This window comes from Planktotalea sp. (assembly GCF_018607965.1).
Lineage (GTDB): Bacteria > Pseudomonadota > Alphaproteobacteria > Rhodobacterales > Rhodobacteraceae > Planktotalea.
Genome location: NZ_JABBAM010000013.1, coordinates 1 through 18,586, shown reverse-complemented (window position 1 = coordinate 18,586; position 18,586 = coordinate 1). Strand labels below are relative to the sequence as shown.

Genomic DNA, 18,586 nt, shown 5'->3' with positions numbered 1-18,586 from the left:
ATGCCCGGCGATCCAGTGCTTTACTGCGTGTCCACCGCGATGCATCACTACGCAAAAGGGGTGGCACATGCGGCGTTGAAAAGTATCCCCACCGCAGAGGAAGAACGCAGTCGTTTTCACGCAGCCGTCGACTGCATTCCCGCCAACTGCAAGTTCTTTAACAACACTGCACGATCCACGCTGTCAGTCGGTGAAATGATGCTAAACGGCGAACTCGAATACCACAAAGGCAACTATACCTTGGCCTTCGAGCATCTACGCGAAAGCGTGCGGCGCGACGACAATCTTGAATACACAGAACCATGGGCATGGATGCATCCCCCGCGTCACGCATTGGCGGCACTTTTGGCAGAGCAAGATCATTTCGACGAGGCCGAAGATGTGTATCGCACAGACCTAGGCCTAAACACAAAACTACAGCGATGCGCTCAGCACCCACGCAATGTGTGGGCGCTACATGGTTTGGTCGAATGCCTGCGCCAGCGCGGGGAAACAACAGAACTTGGTATTTACGAGCAACATCTAAGCATCTCGCTCACTAAAACAGACGTGCCGGTGACATCGTCCTGTTTGTGCCGCGCTCAGACGAACGCCTCAACCTATAGTGGCTCTTGAAAGGAAAGTTGATGATCGCCAATTTAATGATGTATCAACGGCCTCAATTGGTCGAGGCCCATTCGAAATATTGGGCTTTGATCCGAAAACACCTATCCCGAGCAGGCATAGATAGCCCCGAAACATTGTCACAAGACGCCGAAGAATTTTTCGTTTGGAACCACCCTGAGTTAATCCTTAGTCAGACGTGCGGGATGCCATATCGAACATCGCTCCATGGCAAAGTGCGGCTCGTCGGCACTCCCGACTATGGAGTGCAGGGCTGTCCAGCGGGATACTATCGCAGCGCCATTATTGTGCGCGCGGATGACGCCCGGACCACAATCAGCGCGTTCAAGGGCGCGGTCTTTGCGTACAATCAAACGTTCTCGCAATCAGGCTACGCAGCACCGTTTTGGCATCTGTCGCCTGAAGGGTTTTGGTTCGAACATCGTTTACGCACCCAACAGCATCTTGATTCTGCGCGCGCGGTTTCGACAAAGAGCGCCGATATCGCGTCCATTGATGCCGTGACGTGGCGCAACATCGAAACGTACGAACACTTTGCAAGAGAGCTGCGTGTTTTGGAGTGGACCATCCCAACACCTGGACTGCCGCTTATCACCGCCTTAGGCCAAGATGCTGATCTTATATGTGCGGCGGTGAAACACGCGATTGATGAGCTGGATGACCAAAGTAGATTTTTGCTTGGGATAAAGGGCATCGTGAAAATCCCGAGCGAAGAATATTTAAAAGTGCCTAATCCTGATGAAGACAGCGCTTCACATTAAAGGATGGTCTTTCCTCATCACACGAGATGCGGCGCGTGCTATTTCTTGCGATCACCTGATGCAACATCGAAAATACATCATTCCACCTTTCAAGTCTTAGGTCGTTTGAAACGCGCGTGCACAAGTGCCTCGGCTAACCAGTGAAATATCGCAATTCACGCGGCGCATCCCTTCAAACTCTCCAATTATAGATCGACTAAGATGCTCACCTGCAAGTCGACCAATTTCGCGCGCAGGCAAACGAACGGTCGTTAGTCCCGGTTCAAATTCACCAGACCCTTTGAAATCCCCAATTCCGATAATCGATAAGTCTTTAGGGATTTGCAGGCCGCATCTGCGCGCCGCATACAATACCCCCACAGCCAAGACATCATTGCCACACAGAATAGCCGTTGGACGGTTTTGCCCTTCTAGAATTTTAGTAGCAGCCTCTTTGGCGTCAGCAATGCTATATGTGCTTTCTATATCCCATTCAGGACATGTTCTGGCCCCTACCCCGTCCAGTATCAGCTGTGCGCCATTGCGCCTGTCGCGCGCGCGATCATTGTCTTTCGTCGGTGGAAACACCAACCCGATGTTGGCGTGACCAAGGTCGACCAGATGTTGCGCGGCCAAACGCCCTGCCATTTCATTGTCGGCTCCCACACACGAAAGCCGGGAGGCTTGATTGTAGTTCCACAAGGAAACCGCGTGAATTTCTTGGCGCTCAATCAAGTCATAGGTTTCGGCTGAATGGTCCTCCCCGACAAGGGCGACGCCGTCGACACGGTGTTCAAAGAATTTCCGCAGCACGCTATACTCTCGTTCTAAATCATATCCATGCGACGCGATTAAAATAGTAAAGCCATGCTCGTCCACGCTATCCGAAAAGGCTTGGATCACCTCTGCAAAGATCGCATGATCAATCGTTGGAACGACCAATCCGATGGTCCCGCTGCGAATGCCATGAATGGTTTGGGCTGCACGATTGCGGATGTAGCCAAGTTTACGAACCGCCAGATCAATTTTCTTGCGAGTCGCGGGATTGACGAGTTCAGGATGATTGAACGACCGCGAAACCGTCGAAATTGAAACCTTTGCGCGTCGCGCAACAGCAAAGATATCCGCTTTATTTTGTTTTTTATCAGACATATAAGTAGGATACCGCGTAGCTTTATGAAAACGTTTGCAATATTGTTTTCATACCCTAACCTCAATCGTCAATAGAAAGAATGACTGGGACGCCAACGCATGGAATTCATCTACTACTTTGGTGACGTGTTCACGCCAATCAATTTTGGCCTGCTTCTACTTGGCACGATTGGCGGCTTGATCCTTGGTGCCACACCTGGGCTTTCGCCGACGATGGCTGTTGCTTTGTTAATTCCCTTCACGTTTCAGCTTGAGGCCGCGCAAGGTCTGATCTTGCTCGGTGCAGCCTATACATCAACTGTCGCGGGTGGCGCCGTTTCGGCTATTTTGTTGAAAATACCGGGGGCTCCTGCCAATATTGCGACGACGTTAGATGGTCACGAAATGGCATTGAACGGCGAAGGTGCGAAGGCGCTTCAGCTGTCGTTCTTGTCCTCCGCTGTTGGCGGCGTATTTGGCGTTCTTTTACTGATATTCCTCACGCCAGTTCTGGCACAATGGGCTTTGGCGTTCGGACCAAGCCATCTATTCTGGCTCGCTATTCTGGGCGTTACCGTCATTGGATCTCTCGACTCCAAGTCGGTCGTTAAGGGTCTGCTGTCTGGGTGCATTGGTCTCTGGCTCGCGACCATTGGATTTGACGACATTATGGGCGCGCAACGCTTTATCTTTCATCCATCACTTGGCGGCGGTATCAATATCATCGCGGCTTTGATCGGGCTGTTCGCAATCCCCCAAGTCATCACAATGTTTGCCAAGGGTCGCAAAAACGACGGCACTGAAGCCATCAAGGTTCAGAAGCATCCCATCAAAGGGGCTATTTCCGAACTCTTTCGCTACAAACGCGCGATGGGGATTGGCACACTTACGGGGTCCATCATCGGGTTGATCCCCGGTGTTGGCGGCCAGATCGCAGGGCTCGTCGCCTATGACCAATCCAAGAAATTTAGCTCCGATCGCGACAAGTACGGCACAGGTCATCCCGAGGGATTAATCGCAGCTGAATCCGCGAATAACGCGATGGTCGGCCCGTCTCTGGTGCCGCTCCTCACCCTCTCAATCCCCGGTTCACCGACAGCAGCAGTGCTGCTTGGTGGTCTTTTGATCCACGGTATTTTCCCCGGTACAGACTTGTTCGACAACCACCCCGATGTGGCGTGGACCTTCATCAATTCTATGCTGATCGGTCAAATCTTGATGTGCATCTTTGGTCTGTATGTGGCGGGCATGGCCGCACGTGTGGCACAAGTTCCGCAATCTATGATGGCTGCGATCGTTCTCGGCCTTGCGGTCTTTGGCAGTTACTCGGTCCAGTCCAGCATGGGCGACGTCTATGTCATGGCATCGCTCGGGGTGATGATGTATTTCCTCGAACGCTTTGGGTTTTCAGCCGCGCCCTTGGTGCTTGGCCTGATCCTTGGCCCCATCGCAGAATCCAACTTCATCCAAGGCAGTATGATCGCGACAGCAACAGACGGACTTGCACCCTACTTCTTTGGTGGACCTCTGAACCTGTTCCTAATCGCCGTGGTTGTCCTGTCGGTCCTATACTCAGCCTACATGGAGCTGCGGTCGCGGCGCTACATTTCTAAAGAGGATATCGTGGCATGAGCGTGATCAACCTACCCCGCCTTCAGCATATCATTGGATCCGGTGTTGTTGCGGCCGTTGGCGCAACCGTTTGCTATATCAGCTATACGCAAACCCCGTCCGAGGCCTTTTTGTTCCCGCGCCTTATCGCAACGGTTTTCGTCGTGCTGGCCCTATGGACCTTCGTCAAAGCATGTTTGGGTTGGACCAAAGTCGGCAACGGAATTTCGCTGACGCAGTTCAAGAACCTCGCACCCGGTTTGATCATCGCGCTTATCTATATCTTTTGGGCCGCCAAGGGTCTTGGGTTCTATACCGCCACCACAATCGCATTCTTCATTCTACTTAGCCTTTATGATCCCGCGCCCCACACGGCGGTAAAATCATGGGTTAAGCGCATCATCACGACGGCTTGTTTTATGGCCGTAATGTACGGTCTCTTCGCACTACTTCTCAAAGTTTACACACCGCGAGAGATTTTCTTCTGAACCGCACAAGCGGCAGAAATCACCTAGGGAGGAACTACAATGAAAAAGTTACTAGCAGGGGCAGCCATTGCCCTCATGGGTCTAACCCAAACAGCAACAGCCGATGGCCACGCGAACTATCCAGAGCGCCCGATCATGATGATGGTCAGCTACGGCGCAGGCGGTGCAACCGATTTTCAAGCACGTATCGTGACAATGACCGCTGGCAATGAAGACGCCCTTGGCATGCCCGTTGCGATCTTGAACAAGCCGGGTGCAGGTGGTCGTGTGGGCTGGAATTGGCTCGCGGGTCAGGCCGAGGCCGATGGGTACACATTGGGTGCCTACAACGTTCCACACTTCATCGCTCAGTCCATCAAAGGCGGCGTTGAGTATAGCGCAGCATCCTTTGAGCCCATCGCAAACTGGGGTGCAGATCCAGCGGTTCTGGTTGTTGGCAAAGACAGCGAATTCAACACGCTTCAAGACGTGATCGACTTCACCAAAGCCAACCCTGGCAAGCTGACAACATCTGGCGCGGGTCTGTTCGTGGGTCACCACATTGCAGCGCTTCAGATGGAAAAAGCGGGTGACATGAAAATGGCCTACATTCCAACAAAAGGCGGCGGTGCTGCTGCATTGAAGGCCGTGATTGCGGGCGACGTTATGGCGGGCATCAACAACTTGTCTGACGCATTCCGTGCGGCGCAAGCGGGCAATGTAAAAATCCTTGCGGTTGCAGATCTTGAGCGCAATGAATTCCTGCCAGACGTTCCAACAATGATGGAAAGTGGCCTCGATGTGGACAACGCATCCGTGAACTTTCGCGGCGTGATGGTGCCAAAAGGCACACCACAAGGCATCATTGACAAGTTGGCAGCCACTGTACCGACAATGTTCGAAAATGGACGCGTCCAAGGTAAGATGAAAGCGGGCGGATCACCTATGCACGTCATGAACCGCGAAGAAGTTTTGGCCATGTGGGCCGCACGGGAAGTGGCCCTGAAAGAGCTACTTGCAGGTCTTTAAGACACCTTAGCCAATTTGATCTCCGCCTAAGTTAATGGGCGGGGATCAACCCAAAATTTACAGGATTAAGCCCACATGACCGTTCTTGATGATATAGCCGAAGTCGAAGCAATTGTTGCAAGCGCCCGCGACGCGCAACGTCGTTTTGAGGCAAATGGCTCTCAAGTTCGCTATGATCGCGCAGCCCAAGCGGCGGCATGGGCCATCATGGAACCCTCAAGAAATACCCACCTTGCTGAATTGGCTGTGCAAACAACTGGCCTTGGCAACGTGCCCGACAAGATCACCAAAAACCACCGCAAGACGCTGGGACTGATGCGCGATATCGCGGATGCAAAAACCTACGGTGTGATTAGCGAAAACGCACAGACAGGTATCACCGAAATTGCGCGCCCTATAGGTGTAATTGGCGCTGTTGTCCCCTCGACAAATCCCGCAGCGACGCCAGCAAATAACATCATCAACGCGCTGAAATGCGGCAATGCTATTGTGCTATCGCCCTCGCCCAAAGGCGTTCCCGCGTGTGAAGTTCTGATTGGCTACATCCACGCGGAATTCGGCAAGATCGGCGAAGACCATGACCTTGTTCAAATGGTTCCCGGCAAAGGTAGCAAGGAAAAGACCCAACGCTTGTTGGAAATAAGTGATCTCATCGTCGTGACCGGATCCCAAAACAACGTGAAGCGCGCCTATACGTCTGGGACGCCTGCTTTGGCTGTGGGAGCCGGCAATGTAACAGTGATTGTGGACGAAACCTGCGATCTGGATGCTACGGCGGAAAAGATTACAGCCTCCAAGACCTTTGACAACGCAACGTCTTGTTCCTCCGAAAACTCAATTGTTGTGCTTGATGCGATCTATGACGACTTCATCGCCGCGCTGGCCCGTGCGGGCGGCGCAACCATTACAGACGAAGCCTCAATCGTCACCAAACTTTGGCCAGACGGACACCTGAACCGATCTGTTATTGCACAAGACGCAGACAAAATGCTGCAGGCTTTGGGCATGGAAAACGATGTTCCCGCTGGCACAAAATTCCTAGCGGTTGAAACCAAAGGGATCGGACCTGATCATCCCCTTTCCGGCGAAAAACTGTCCCTAATTGCCGCTCTTTATCGCGCTGATGATTTTGAACACGCGTTGAAAACAACACGTGAGATCGTGGCGTTTCAAGGGGCTGGCCATTCGGTGGGCATTCATTCTGATAACGCTGACCACGTGAACCAACTGGCCAACGCAGTGCCGACCTGTCGTGTTATCGTCAACCAGGCGCATACATTTGCAACGGGTGGATCATTCACCAACGGCATGCCGTTTTCTCTCTCGATGGGCTGTGGATCTTGGGGGGGCAATTCCATTGACGACAACGTTCACTGGAAACACTTCATGCAAACAACCAAAATTATCCGCGAAATTCCAGCACGCGAACCAAAAGTCGAAGACATTTTCGCTGGGTATTGGGACGCTGCAGGGCGATGAAGCTTTCGCACAAGACACCGCCCGAAGGGACAGTACGCGATTGGATTGAACAGCGCGCAAAGAGCGATGAAATTGCGTTTGTGTTCACCGAAGATTGCGACACGCTGACATGGCGTGAACTTTTCATTGAGGCCGAAAAAATCGCAAAGGCCATCACCGCGCAAGATGTCGCCAAAGGCGAAAGCATTGCTATCCTTCAACCGAATGGGCGCGAAGGCGTTCTTGCCTTTTATAGCGCAGTTTTTGGCGGATTTCGCGCGACTATGATCAACCTTGCTGCTGGTCCTGACGCGATTGCCTATGCGCTAGATCACTGCGGTGCTCGCATTGCATTGGTACATGATAAAGTCGTCGAGATTTTTGAAAGCGCACGGCCAAAACAGATGAAGCGCCTCACCTCTTTTGAAACGCAAGACATCGTTCTACATGACGTTGCGGCCACCGATCATGCACTACTTATGTACACGTCAGGCACCACAGGGCGACCCAAAGGTGTGGTACATTCGCACTCCAGCCTACTTGCAGGCGGATGGACAGCAGCCGTGGCACACCAACTTACCGAAACAGACCGGGCTCTGTGCGTTTTACCGATTTGTCATATCAACGGCTTGTGCGTGACCGTAATGGGCGCATTGATTTCAGGCGGTTCCGTGGTGATGGCTGAAAAATTTTCGACCAGCAGGTTTTGGGATCAAATCAAAAAGCACGACGTGACATGGTTCTCTGTCGTTCCGACGATCATTTCGCATCTAGTACACAGCGATACAAACCCAGACACACAGACCAAAGCACGCTTGCGCTTTGGGCGCTCCGCATCTTCCGCCCTCGCGCCAGACGTGCAAACCGCGTTTGAAACGCGCTTTGGACTGCCGATCATCGAAACTATGGGCCTGACGGAAACGGCAGCCCAGATTTTGTCAAACCCGCTGCCCCCCGGCAAACGAAAAATTGGATCGCCGGGGATCGCTTATGGAAACGAGGTTGCCATTCTTGGCCCCGATCTAAGCGAACGCGCGGTAGATGTTCAGGGTGAAATTGCCGTTCGCGGTCCAAACGTCATGATCGAATACCTGAAAAACCCAGAGGCCACAAAATCGACGTTTCATGGCGACTGGCTGCGTACGGGCGATCTGGGGCACAAAGATGCAGACGGTTATCTGTTCGTAACGGGTCGCTTGAAAGAGTTGATCATCAAAGGTGGCGAGAACATCGCCCCCCGCGAGATTGACGAAGCCCTCTACGCACACGCCGATGTTGTCGAAGCAGCAGCTTTTGCGCGTCCGTGTAAAACATATGGCGAACGTGTCGAGGCCGCGGTCAGTGTTTGTGACAGATCGACCCTTACAGCAGAAGACCTCATTCGCAGCTGTGTAGAGAAATTAGGAAAGTTCAAAGCCCCTGATTATGTGTATTTTCTTCCCGAATTGCCCAAGGGCCCTTCTGGCAAAATTCAGCGTTTAAAACTGCAAGACATTCTACTGCCCGCAAAGCGAGACTAAAGTTCCCTTAAAGCGTTAGAAGACCGAACAGAACAGGTGGAACCTACGCCACGCTGCCTTTTCCCGTGCCAAGTGTCGCAAAGAGGATGGACGCCCCCGATGCGATATACTTATGTGTTTCCATGACAAACAGCGCCACTTCAAACATATCTACAGACCGCATTCTCACCGGCGTCGCTTTAATGTTGGGGTTTTGCTTGACCGCCCCCCTGCTTGATGTCGCGGCCAAGCTCGCGTCAGACAGTATACCCGTCGGGCAGATCACCACAGCGCGCTTTACGGTTCAGTGTGCATTGATGGCACCATTCATTTGGATCTTGGGCTTGTCGTTGCGTGTGGCGCAAGAGCTATGGATCGCATTGCTTTGCCGGTCAGTCTTTTTGCTTGTTGCCACGTATTGTTTCATTGCCGCAATCAGCGTCATGCCGCTGGCTGATGCATTGGCAATCGTCTTCGTGGCACCCTTTATTGTGCTGCTCGTGGGTAAATTCTATCTGGGCGAAGATGTTGGACCCCACCGAGTCGGGGCAGCGATTATAGGGTTTGTTGGCGTCTTATTCGTGATCCAACCCAGCTTCGCCGCATTTGGCGCTGTCGCTCTGTATCCTCTGGGCACTGCAGTCGCCTTTGCGTTTTATATTCTTGTCACGCGCGGGCTGTCGCGCAAGGTGCATCCAGTGACATTGCAATTTTATACAGGCGTGATCGCAAGCCTGATTTGCATTCCTTTGATGATACTGGCCCAAGGATCCGGTTCTGAGCTGCTTGACCCAGTTTGGCCCACGGGCATAACGTGGCTTTGGCTACTGGGAGTTGGTTTCTTTGCGACCCTAAGCCACATGATGATGACCTATGCTTTGTCGATGGCACCTTCGGCCACATTGGCCCCATTACAATACTTGGAACTGCCAGTGGCAACCCTTTTCGGCTATTTGGTTTTCCACGATTTCCCCAATTCCCTCAGCTTGATTGGCATCATCATCATCATCGGCGCTGGGCTGTATATGATACACCGTGAAAGAGTGACTGCTCGAACATTGATCACCGAGCGGGCTGCGCCACCTATCTAGGACGTACAGAACCTCTGGCCAGTTCAATTTGAAAATTGCTGCTGAACTCATGTGTCCTTTGGATCAGAGCAAGACTGCTTCTAAATCCTCCGTAACGATCTTTTTAGACCACCTCGAAATAATCGGGAAAGCGAACTATTATCGCAGGCAAGACGTCTTTGATTGCCGCAATATGCAGGCGTAAAATTTTTTCTGCTTTTGCAGTCTCATTGTTCATTACCGCCATGAGGATCTTTCGGTGTTCTTCAATGACGTCTTGGCGTCTGTCTTGAGACAATGACAAAAACCGCAAACGATCCAGATGTCCCTTCTGTTCGCGAATAAGGGGCCAAATATGATCGTGGCCAGATGCCATACAAATAAGCTCATGGAAGGCTTCGTCGATGGCATGAAAGGTCGTGCTATCCGCTTTTAGCGCCAGTTCCTGCGCCGCAACATTCGCCTGCATATCACGTGCCAAATGGGCAGGATTATCGCTCATAGCGAGGCGCAAACACTCTACTTCAAGAGCTGTTCTAGTGAAAACGGCATCATGAATCGCACGCAAAGAAATTTGCGTAATCAGCGTAGGGCGCTGCGGGCGGATCGATAGGAACCCTAGGTTAGAAAGCCGAAAAAAAGCGTCGCGAACGGGTTGACGTGATACGTCAAATTGTTTGGCGCACTCGGCTTCGGAAACCTTTGTACCAGGTGGCAATTGCACAGAAATCACCGCGCTATAGAGGGCGTTGAAAACAAGATCGGTTGTGGAGCCTCCTGCGTTTTGGAGGGGCCCCAGAGCAGATGTAAGGACGTGCATTATATTTCCTCGAACCAATTCAAAAAAATTAAGGTGGTTTCGGCTTTGACTACGCTTCTTATCTAGCATATTAGAATACTAGTTTGATAGATGGGAATCGTTTTTTGAAACTAACAGACCCAAACCGCCTATTTCCCGTTGATCCGCAGCAACGTGACCTCGCATGTGCGCTTTATAGTTCGGTTTCAGACTTGCCTATTCTTAGCCCTCACGGACATTGCGATCCGCGTTGGTTTGCCGAAAATGTGCGTTTTTCAAACCCTGCTGACCTATTTGTCGTTCCTGATCATTACGTGTTTCGGATGCTTGTCAGTCAAGGCGTGTCCATAGCTGACTTGGGTGTACCGCGCGTTGATGGCGGCCCCGTTGAGACCGACCCACGCAAGATTTGGAACCGCTTCGCTGGTGCTGCTAAGCTTTTCAGAGGAACGCCCACTGCACTTTGGCTGGATCATTCATTTGAACACGTCTTTGGTATCGATCAAATCCTGAATGAAGCAACCGCTGACGTCATTTATGATCAGATCCAAGCGAAATTAGCGACAGACGCGTATCGCCCACGCGCCTTGTTTGATCGATTCAACATCGAACTACTGGCCACCACAGAGGGCGCATTGGATGATTTAAGATGGCACCGTGACATCAAAAACAGCGGATGGCAGGGCAAAATCGTCACGACCTATCGTCCTGATGCAGTCGTTGACCCTGAATTTGATGAATTTAAACAAAATATTATCGAACTGGGAGAGATCACAGGCGAAGACACGACAACGTGGCAGGGCTATCTGGCAGCGCACCGCGCACGGCGAGCGTTCTTCAAAACATTTGGTGCAACCGCTACCGATCACGGGCATCCAAGTGCAGCCACAGCAAATTTAGACGACGAGGACGCAGGCGCATTGTACGCGATTATCCTGTCTGGTGATTTTACCACCCAACATGCCGAAAAGTTTCGCGGACAAATGCTAACAGAAATGGCAAAGATGAGCCTTGATGATGGATTGACGATGCAGATCCATGCGGGATCCCGTCGCAACCATAGTTCGGATGTATTCACCCAATTCGGGCGCGACAAAGGGTTCGATATTCCCGGCCGCACGGACTACGTCGCCGCTCTAAAACCTTTGCTGGATGCAGTAGGGATGGAGCCTGATCTGACGATCATATTATTCACGCTGGATGAGACAGCCTATGCCCGTGAGCTAGCCCCCTTAGCAGGCGCTTATCCTGCTCTAAATTTGGGTCCGCCATGGTGGTTCTTTGACAGCTTCGAAGGCATCAAGCGTTTCCGCGAAGCCACGACCGAAACCTGCGGCTTCTACAACACTGCCGGTTTTAACGATGACACACGCGCGTTTTGTTCAATCCCCGCGCGCCATGACGTGTCGCGCAGATCAGACAGCGCATATCTTTCAACACTCGTGAGCACAGGGCGATTGCGTGAGGCAGACGCCTTTGAAGTCGCCCATGACCTTGCCTACGGCCTTGCCAAAACAGCCTATAACCTTTGATTTGAGAGCAGATACATGACCAAAGTACAAACCCGCTACGCCATTGATCCTGAAACAGCCAAGACATTTGATACAACCAAACTGCGCGACCATTTCCACGTTGGCGATCTATTCGCGCAGGATGAAATTCGCCTCGTTTATTCGCACTATGATCGTCTGATCTTGGGATCTGCTGTACCATCGAAGGGTCCACTGACGCTGGATCATGTGCCAGAAACAGGCACCGCCACATTCCTTGAACGACGCGAAATGGCAGCACTTAATCTTGGCGATGCTGGGTCAATCACGGTTGACGGAGAAACCCATCAAATTGGGACGGGCGAAGTTCTCTATATTGGGATGGGCGCAGGCGCTGTAACGCTTGAAAGTGGGCGTTTTTATCTATTGTCGGCTCCAGCGCATCGCAAATGCCCGACCAAGCTGATTACATTGGCAGATGCCCGTCGCGTTGAATTGGGCGCGCGTGAGACGGCGAACGAGCGGGTCATCATCCAATTCCTACATCCAGAGGTGTGCGAAAGTTGCCAATTGTTGATGGGATACACGCAGTTTGAACCGGGCTCTGTTTGGAACACGATGCCTGCACACCTGCATGATCGCCGCATGGAGGCCTATCTGTATTTTGATGTCCCAGAGGATCAGCGCGTGTTTCACATCATGGGCACACCAGATGAGACGCGCCATATCGTTATGGCCAACGAAGAGGCTGTTATTTCGCCCCCTTGGTCCGTGCATTGCGGTGCTGGCACGTCGTCCTACACATTCTGTTGGGCGATGGCTGGCGACAACACTGATTTCACAGATATGGACATGGTCGCGATGGGGGATCTGCGATGAGCGATCCGTTTCGCCTGGACGGTAAGCGCGCTTTTGTGACGGGGGCCAACACTGGCATCGGCAAGGCGATTGCTGTGGGGCTGGCGGCGGCTGGCGCGCATGTGATTGCAGCGGGTCGATCATCTTGTGCAGATACAATCGCTTTGATTGAAGAAAACGGTGGCAGCGGCGAGACGTGTTCGCTTGACCTGTCTAATCCCACCGCAGCAGCCAAAGTACTGGACGGATTTGGTGATCTCGACATCCTGGTGAATAACGCAGGCATCATTCGCCGCGCTGATAGCGTTGATTATAGCGAAGCAGACTGGGACGATGTGATGGACGTGAACCTAAAGGCCGTATTCATGATGTGTCAAACCTTTGCGCGCGCAGCGATTGGGCGTGGCAAAGGGGGACGGATCGTCAACATTGCATCGCTCTTGTCATTTCAAGGCGGCATTCGCGTGCCTGCCTACACCGCTTCCAAGCACGGTGTTGCGGGGCTGACTAAGCTGTTTGCAAATGAGTGGTCCGCGCATGGTATCAACGTAAATGCCGTCGCACCGGGCTATATTGCAACCAACAACACAACCGCTTTGCGCGACGACCCACAACGCAGCGCTGAAATTCTAGGGCGCATTCCAGCGGGACGTTGGGGCGATCCAGAAGACATCGCTGGCGCTGTGACGTTTCTTTGCACACCCGCCTCAGGCTACGTGACCGGCGCAGTTCTGAACGTTGATGGAGGATGGCTTGCACGATAAGCCTCGCCTCAACCGTTCAGGCGCTGCACCAAAGATCGGGATTGTGCACCTTGGGCCCGGTGCATTTTTCCGCGCATTCAACGCTTGCTATACGCACGAGGTGATGGAAAAAACAGGTGGCGACTGGGGGATCGTAGCAGTGAGCTTGCAAAGTGCGACAGCGCGCGATCAGCTAGAGCCACAAGGCGGCGTATTCACTTCTGTGACGCTTGAGGCCGAGGGCTGGAACCCAAGCCAGATAGGTTCAATCGTGCGCACCTTTGTTGCCCCCGAAGATCCAAAGTCCGTAATTGCTGCAATGGCTGACCCGAACGTCAAGATCGTGTCGATGACGATCACGGAAAAAGGGTACTGCGTTTCACCTGTGACGGGTGAGTTAGACCTTGATCATCCCGATATCGTACATGACCTACTAAACCCAAATAACCCGCGTACTGCCGTCGGCTTCTGTGTTGCTGCATTGGCGGCGCGACGCGGCGTGGGGATCAAGCCATTCACTATCCTGCCTTGTGATAACCTTCCCTCGAACGGGACGTTAGCACGTGCCACGATCATCAAGTTTGCACGCCAATTGGATCGTGAACTTGCCGATTGGATCGCCGAAACGACAACGTTCCCGTCAACAATGGTGGACCGTATTACCCCAGCGACAACGCAGAGCGATATTGATCAGCTTGCGGATTTGACGGGATATCACGATCCTGCCTGCGTTCTGCACGAAGGCTTTCGCCAATGGGTCATCGAGGATGATTTTGTGGATGGCCATCCTGCATGGGACGTGGGGGGTGCCCAATTTGTCGCTTCGGTTGAGGCTCATGAAATGATGAAACTGCGCTGTCTCAACGGGACCCATTCAACGCTTGCCTATCTGGGTTATCTTGCTGGGTATGAAACGATAGCGGACGTTGTTGGTGACCCCGACTTTGCAGCGCTGTGTGAAATTCTTTGGCGCGATGAAATCATTCCGACACTGATACCGCCAGATGGAGAAAACCTAGCCGCATATTGCGCTTCGCTCTCAAAACGTTTCGAAAACCCGGCAATTCAACACCGTACTTGGCAGATTGCGATGGATGGAAGCCAGAAATTGCCGCAACGCTTGCTGGGCACAATTGCGGATAATTTCGACCATGGTGTGCAACCAAGTGGACTAACACTGGCAGTAGCAGGCTGGATGCACTACGTCGGTGCAATTGACGAGAATGGCGATAAAATCGACGTACGAGATCCGTTGTCAGATACTTTAAAAGCAGCAAGTGAAAGTGGAACGACGTCGGCCAGTAAAGTCACTGCTTTTCTGGAATTAGATGAAATTTTCCCAAAAAAACTGGCCCATAATGCCCTTTTTGTCGAGCACGTTACACAGGCTTACGAGACCCTTGCAAAGCGTGGTGCAAAAGGGGCCGTGCGGGCGTTAATCTCACAATGAAGCACCTGATCCTAAATGACTGCGATAACGTTGTGGTCTTATCCGAACAGGCAAACTCTGGTTCAATTATTTTTATAGGTGGCGCCGCGCTGGCCAAATCGGTTCCACGCGGCCATAAGATCGCACGACACTTTATCGGCAACGGGAAAGCGATCTACAAATTCGGGCATATAATTGGGTTTGCGTCCCAAGACATCGCCGTTGGCGAACATGTGCATTCACATAATTGCGCCTTTGGAAACCATCCTGAAAGTGCGCAACATGGCCGGCATCTCGCTACCGCGCAGGCCGCTATTCCCAAGGTGACATCGCGCACGTTTGATGGCTACGGGCGCGCAGACGGGCAAGTTGGCACCCGTAACATGATTGCGTTGATCGCGACAGTAAACTGCTCGGCGACTGTGATCCGAAAAGCGGCAGATGTGATAGCGTCGTCAGGCTTGCTTGATAAATATCCGAATGTTGATGGAATCGTTGCCCTTGCCCACAGCAGCGGATGTGGCATGGACTCAAGCGGCGTCGGAGCACAGGTGTTGGAGCGGGTTTTGTGGGGGTATGCGACCCATCCAAATATTGGCGCGGCCGTGTTTGTGGGGCTTGGCTGTGAGGTCATGCAGGTTGCCAGAATGAAGCAAAAGTTCGAAGCCGTTGGGCATCAGCGGTTCTATGGACTTACGATTCAAGACACCGGCGGAACCACGTCAACGATCGAACATATCGTGGCGCGGGTCAAAGAAATCCTGCCAGTGGTCGATGAAGCCAGACGCACGCCGCACCCCCTTTCAGCCTTAAGTATAGCGCTGCAATGCGGTGGGTCAGACGGGTATTCGGGCATAACTGCAAATCCAGCTTTGGGCGTTGCAAGCGACCTGATCGTCGGCCATGGCGGGCGTGTTATTTTAGCAGAAACACCGGAAATATACGGGGCGGAGCAACTCTTGCTTGATCGGGTGAGCAGCCCTGAAACAGCGACTGATCTGATTGCCCAGCTGCGTTGGTGGGAAGGGTACACATCGATGCACGGTGGCACGCTCGACAACAATCCTTCGCCAGGGAATAAGGCGGGTGGCTTGACGACGATTTTGGAAAAATCCCTCGGTGCGGTCGCAAAATCTGGTGCGACGCCGTTGAACCAAGTCGTCGCATATGGTCAAAAACCTACCCGTTCTGGGCTGATTTTTATGGACACACCTGGGTATGATCCTGTGTCAGTGACGGGGCAGATCGCAGGTGGCGCGCAAATCGTTGTGTTCACAACTGGGCGTGGGTCGGCCTTTGGATCCAAGCCTGCACCAACCATCAAGCTGGCGACAAACGATCAGCTGTTCGCGAAGATGCGCGATGACATGGACATCAGTTGCGGTGACATCGCCTCATCGGGCGTATCGCTGGCACACAAGGGCGAGCAGATCCTCGACTACATCATCGAGACCGCATCAGGGCGCGCGACCAAGAGCGAAACCCTAGGGTTTGGCGATCACGAATTCGTCCCATGGCAACTTGGCGCTGTGATGTAGTCGACGCCGCCAAGCAACGCCTACAGTCCCCCGCCCTTTAGAAGAGTGACGGGAGCCAGAGTGAGACTGCGGGGACATACGTGACCAAGATCAGCGCACCCAATATGGCCAAATAGAAGGGCCAGATCGATTTCAGCGCCTCTTCGATCTTGATCTTGCCGACAGCACAGCCGACGAACAAGCAGGTACCAACGGGGGGCGTACACAGGCCCAAGCCAAGGTTCATCAACATCATGATACCGAATTGTGTTGGGTCCATGCCAAGACCTTTGGCGATGGGCAAGAAGATCGGCGTACAGATCAGGATCAACGCGGCCATGTCCATGATCATTCCAAGGATCAACAGGATCACGTTGATCATTAATAGGATGATGATGGGATTGTCAGAGATCGTTACCAGTGCATCACTGAGGCGAGCTGGCACTTGGTAAAGCGCTAAGAGATAAGCGAACGAACTGGCGAAAGCGATCAGGATCATCACCATCGAGGTCGTGCGAACAGTGCCCGTGATTGCGGTGATAAAGGATTTCCACGTCAGGCTGCGATAATAGAATGTCGTCAGCAGGATCGCATATATCGCACCAAACGCACCCGATTCAGTAACTGTAAAGACGCCAGACAAGGTGCCGCCCACAATAATTACGGCAGTCAGAAAGCCAGGAATGGCATCGCTTGCTGTGCGCCCGACTTGTTTCCAACCGGGGAACGGTTCGGACGGGTAATTGTGCTTGATCGATAGGATGTAGGCAGCAATCGCAAGGCTTGCGCACATCAACATACCGGGGATAACGCCAGCCAAGAACAGCTTGGATACCGAAATGCCGCCACCCGCTGCGACCGCAAAGATGATCATGTTATGGCTGGGCGGTATAACGATCCCCGCGATGGAGGACGTGACGGTAACGTTCACCGCAAAATCAGGGCGGTAGCCACGTTCTTTCATCACGGGAACCAGAATTGACCCTAGCGCTGAAATGTCGGCCACAGCAGATCCAGAAATGCCGCCAAACAACATCGACGAAAAGATATTCACCATCGCAAGGCCACCCTTGAGGTGCCCGACCAAAGCAGATGCAAGACGCACAAGCCGTACAGCAATACCGCCGTGCAGCATGATTTCACCCGCAAGAACAAAGAACGGGATCGCCAGCAGTGAAAAAACCGACACGCCAGCGGTGGCACGCTGGAATGTGATAAGCATGGGAAAGCCTTCGTACCAAAAGGCAGATGCCGCCGCGAGGCCCATCGCAAACGCAACAGGAATGCCAACTACAACGCCAACGGCGAAGACAAGCATGAGGATAGTTAGGCCCATGTCAGGACTCCTGAAATTCTGGCCTTGGCAGCCACTGCGAGAAGGTGAGTACGCGAATGATGCCTCGCGCACCGGCATTCAAAACGATCAGTGCACCGCAAAGGGTTATTGCGAGCGTGCGAAAGCTTTCTGGAATATTGAGCATTGGCAGATATGAATCCCAGCCAAACTGCATCAATTGAATACCCGCGTAGCACATCACACCGCCAAAGGCGGCGAGGATAAAATCAATCACAACCATGATTATCTTCTGAATTCGGGTTGGCATCATATCCCTAAACAGGGAGACGCCAAGGTGCGTGTCGTCTTTGACGCCAGAAGCCGCCCCAAGGAAGGCGATGTAGCAAACCAGCAAAAGCGCGAGTTGTTCGACCCATGTGGGGGTGAAGTTCATCACGTAACGGCCGAAAACCAACCATCCGAAGGTTACGACAAGCACAACAAGAGCAAGCGACGCCGTGAACATGCAGATCCACTGAATGATGCCAAGCACCTTTTCAACATGGACAATAAAAGACTTTCGGTCCGTCATTCGTGACTCGCGATATATCAAAGGGAAATAGTGAAACGGCCCACGATACAGAGATCGCGGACCGTTCAGATTTTTAAGACCGATTAGCCACCGTTGCGGATCAATTCAACTAAACCAGCCAAATCAGGGTTCGCTGCAAGGAACTTATCGTAAACAGGGGCCATTGCTTCTTGGAATGGGCCTTTGTCTGCGATCTGGTTAACCACTGTACCGCCGTCTTGGACGATTTTCATGCTGGCCGCTTCACGTGCCT

General features: G+C 52.6%; 16 protein-coding genes and 1 pseudogene. 13 read left to right on the top strand and 4 right to left on the bottom strand.

The genetic code is table 11. From position 1 onward, the window contains the following. Both QZ279_RS00985 and QZ279_RS00980 read left to right on the top strand, forming a co-directional pair. Positions 1-615: pseudogene (locus QZ279_RS00985) on the top strand (hypothetical protein); the annotation flags it as partial. A gap of 11 nt (positions 616-626) precedes the next feature. After that, a complete protein-coding gene (locus tag QZ279_RS00980) occupies positions 627-1,385 on the top strand; it encodes a PhnD/SsuA/transferrin family substrate-binding protein (RefSeq protein WP_293446961.1) in 759 nt (252 codons plus the stop codon). A gap of 96 nt (positions 1,386-1,481) precedes the next feature. Here QZ279_RS00980 and QZ279_RS00975 read toward each other — a convergent pair whose 3' ends face one another. Beyond that, the gene (locus QZ279_RS00975) at positions 1,482-2,516 is read right to left on the bottom strand and encodes a LacI family DNA-binding transcriptional regulator (protein ID WP_293446959.1); all 1,035 of its coding nucleotides are present in this window, start codon (positions 2,514-2,516) and stop codon (positions 1,482-1,484) included. A 99-nt stretch (positions 2,517-2,615) separates the two neighbouring features. Between QZ279_RS00975 and QZ279_RS00970 the strand changes: the two genes are divergently transcribed. The 6 genes from QZ279_RS00970 to QZ279_RS00945 all read left to right on the top strand — a co-directional run bounded on the left by QZ279_RS00970 (position 2,616) and on the right by QZ279_RS00945 (position 9,650). Next, positions 2,616-4,127: a tripartite tricarboxylate transporter permease gene (locus tag QZ279_RS00970; RefSeq protein WP_293446957.1), complete on the top strand. Its 1,512-nt coding sequence runs from the start codon at positions 2,616-2,618 to the stop codon at positions 4,125-4,127. Further along, the gene (locus tag QZ279_RS00965; RefSeq protein WP_293446955.1) at positions 4,124-4,594 is read left to right on the top strand and encodes a tripartite tricarboxylate transporter TctB family protein; all 471 of its coding nucleotides are present in this window, start codon (positions 4,124-4,126) and stop codon (positions 4,592-4,594) included. Before QZ279_RS00970 ends, QZ279_RS00965 begins: the two co-directional genes overlap by 4 nt. A gap of 39 nt (positions 4,595-4,633) precedes the next feature. Beyond that, entirely contained in the window at positions 4,634-5,602 is a 969-nt protein-coding gene (locus tag QZ279_RS00960; RefSeq protein WP_293446953.1) for a tripartite tricarboxylate transporter substrate binding protein, read from the top strand. 75 nt (positions 5,603-5,677) lie between these two features. Beyond that, entirely contained in the window at positions 5,678-7,081 is a 1,404-nt protein-coding gene (locus tag QZ279_RS00955) for an aldehyde dehydrogenase family protein (RefSeq protein WP_293446952.1), read from the top strand. Continuing rightward, positions 7,078-8,580 carry an AMP-binding protein gene (locus QZ279_RS00950; protein WP_293446951.1) on the top strand — a complete coding sequence of 501 codons (1,503 nt, stop codon included), beginning with the start codon at positions 7,078-7,080 and terminating at the stop codon, positions 8,578-8,580. The genes QZ279_RS00955 and QZ279_RS00950 overlap by 4 nt, the downstream gene beginning before the upstream one ends. Before the next feature lie 122 nt (positions 8,581-8,702). Next, complete coding sequence (locus QZ279_RS00945; RefSeq protein WP_293446949.1) at positions 8,703-9,650, top strand: DMT family transporter; 948 nt, start codon at positions 8,703-8,705, stop codon at positions 9,648-9,650. A gap of 103 nt (positions 9,651-9,753) precedes the next feature. Here the strand turns inward: QZ279_RS00945 and QZ279_RS00940 are convergent, their stop codons facing one another. Beyond that, the gene (locus tag QZ279_RS00940; RefSeq protein WP_293446948.1) at positions 9,754-10,518 is read right to left on the bottom strand and encodes a GntR family transcriptional regulator; all 765 of its coding nucleotides are present in this window, start codon (positions 10,516-10,518) and stop codon (positions 9,754-9,756) included. Between the two features lie 35 nt (positions 10,519-10,553). Here QZ279_RS00940 and uxaC point away from each other — a divergent pair, with 35 nt between their 5' ends. The 5 genes from uxaC to QZ279_RS00915 are packed head-to-tail and all read left to right on the top strand — an operon-like array spanning position 10,554 to position 16,486. After that, positions 10,554-11,960: a glucuronate isomerase gene (gene uxaC / locus QZ279_RS00935; protein ID WP_293446947.1), complete on the top strand. Its 1,407-nt coding sequence runs from the start codon at positions 10,554-10,556 to the stop codon at positions 11,958-11,960. 15 nt (positions 11,961-11,975) lie between these two features. Next, positions 11,976-12,797 (top strand): 5-dehydro-4-deoxy-D-glucuronate isomerase, encoded by an 822-nt coding sequence (gene kduI / locus QZ279_RS00930; protein WP_293446946.1) that lies wholly within the window; start codon positions 11,976-11,978, stop codon positions 12,795-12,797. Further along, the gene (gene kduD, locus QZ279_RS00925; protein WP_293446945.1) at positions 12,794-13,540 is read left to right on the top strand and encodes a 2-dehydro-3-deoxy-D-gluconate 5-dehydrogenase KduD; all 747 of its coding nucleotides are present in this window, start codon (positions 12,794-12,796) and stop codon (positions 13,538-13,540) included. Before kduI ends, kduD begins: the two co-directional genes overlap by 4 nt. Then, positions 13,530-14,969, top strand: a complete 1,440-nt coding sequence (locus tag QZ279_RS00920; RefSeq protein ID WP_293446944.1) for a mannitol dehydrogenase family protein — start codon at positions 13,530-13,532, stop codon at positions 14,967-14,969. Before kduD ends, QZ279_RS00920 begins: the two co-directional genes overlap by 11 nt. Next, positions 14,966-16,486: an altronate dehydratase family protein gene (locus QZ279_RS00915; protein ID WP_293446943.1), complete on the top strand. Its 1,521-nt coding sequence runs from the start codon at positions 14,966-14,968 to the stop codon at positions 16,484-16,486. Before QZ279_RS00920 ends, QZ279_RS00915 begins: the two co-directional genes overlap by 4 nt. Positions 16,487-16,523: 37 nt before the next feature. Here QZ279_RS00915 and QZ279_RS00910 read toward each other — a convergent pair whose 3' ends face one another. Both QZ279_RS00910 and QZ279_RS00905 read right to left on the bottom strand, forming a co-directional pair. Next, on the bottom strand, positions 16,524-17,801 hold the full coding sequence (locus QZ279_RS00910) for a TRAP transporter large permease (protein WP_293446942.1): 1,278 nt from the start codon (positions 17,799-17,801) through the stop codon (positions 16,524-16,526). 1 nt (position 17,802) lies between these two features. After that, a complete protein-coding gene (locus QZ279_RS00905) occupies positions 17,803-18,267 on the bottom strand; it encodes a TRAP transporter small permease (protein ID WP_293446940.1) in 465 nt (154 codons plus the stop codon). Positions 18,268-18,586 lie beyond the last annotated feature (319 nt).

Bases quoted from the DNA above. Each gene is read 5' to 3' on its own strand.
- QZ279_RS00980 (WP_293446961.1), top strand. From the start codon at position 627: ATGATCGCCAATTTAATGATGTATCAACGGCCTCAATTGGTCGAGGCC.
- QZ279_RS00975 (WP_293446959.1), bottom strand. From the start codon at position 2,516: ATGTCTGATAAAAAACAAAATAAAGCGGATATCTTTGCTGTTGCGCGA.
- QZ279_RS00970 (WP_293446957.1), top strand. From the start codon at position 2,616: ATGGAATTCATCTACTACTTTGGTGACGTGTTCACGCCAATCAATTTT.
- QZ279_RS00965 (WP_293446955.1), top strand. From the start codon at position 4,124: ATGAGCGTGATCAACCTACCCCGCCTTCAGCATATCATTGGATCCGGT.
- QZ279_RS00960 (WP_293446953.1), top strand. From the start codon at position 4,634: ATGAAAAAGTTACTAGCAGGGGCAGCCATTGCCCTCATGGGTCTAACC.
- QZ279_RS00955 (WP_293446952.1), top strand. From the start codon at position 5,678: ATGACCGTTCTTGATGATATAGCCGAAGTCGAAGCAATTGTTGCAAGC.
- QZ279_RS00950 (WP_293446951.1), top strand. From the start codon at position 7,078: ATGAAGCTTTCGCACAAGACACCGCCCGAAGGGACAGTACGCGATTGG.
- QZ279_RS00945 (WP_293446949.1), top strand. From the start codon at position 8,703: ATGACAAACAGCGCCACTTCAAACATATCTACAGACCGCATTCTCACC.
- QZ279_RS00940 (WP_293446948.1), bottom strand. From the start codon at position 10,518: ATGCTAGATAAGAAGCGTAGTCAAAGCCGAAACCACCTTAATTTTTTT.
- kduI (WP_293446946.1), top strand. From the start codon at position 11,976: ATGACCAAAGTACAAACCCGCTACGCCATTGATCCTGAAACAGCCAAG.
- kduD (WP_293446945.1), top strand. From the start codon at position 12,794: ATGAGCGATCCGTTTCGCCTGGACGGTAAGCGCGCTTTTGTGACGGGG.
- QZ279_RS00915 (WP_293446943.1), top strand. From the start codon at position 14,966: ATGAAGCACCTGATCCTAAATGACTGCGATAACGTTGTGGTCTTATCC.
- QZ279_RS00910 (WP_293446942.1), bottom strand. From the start codon at position 17,801: ATGGGCCTAACTATCCTCATGCTTGTCTTCGCCGTTGGCGTTGTAGTT.
- QZ279_RS00905 (WP_293446940.1), bottom strand. From the start codon at position 18,267: ATGTTCACGGCGTCGCTTGCTCTTGTTGTGCTTGTCGTAACCTTCGGA.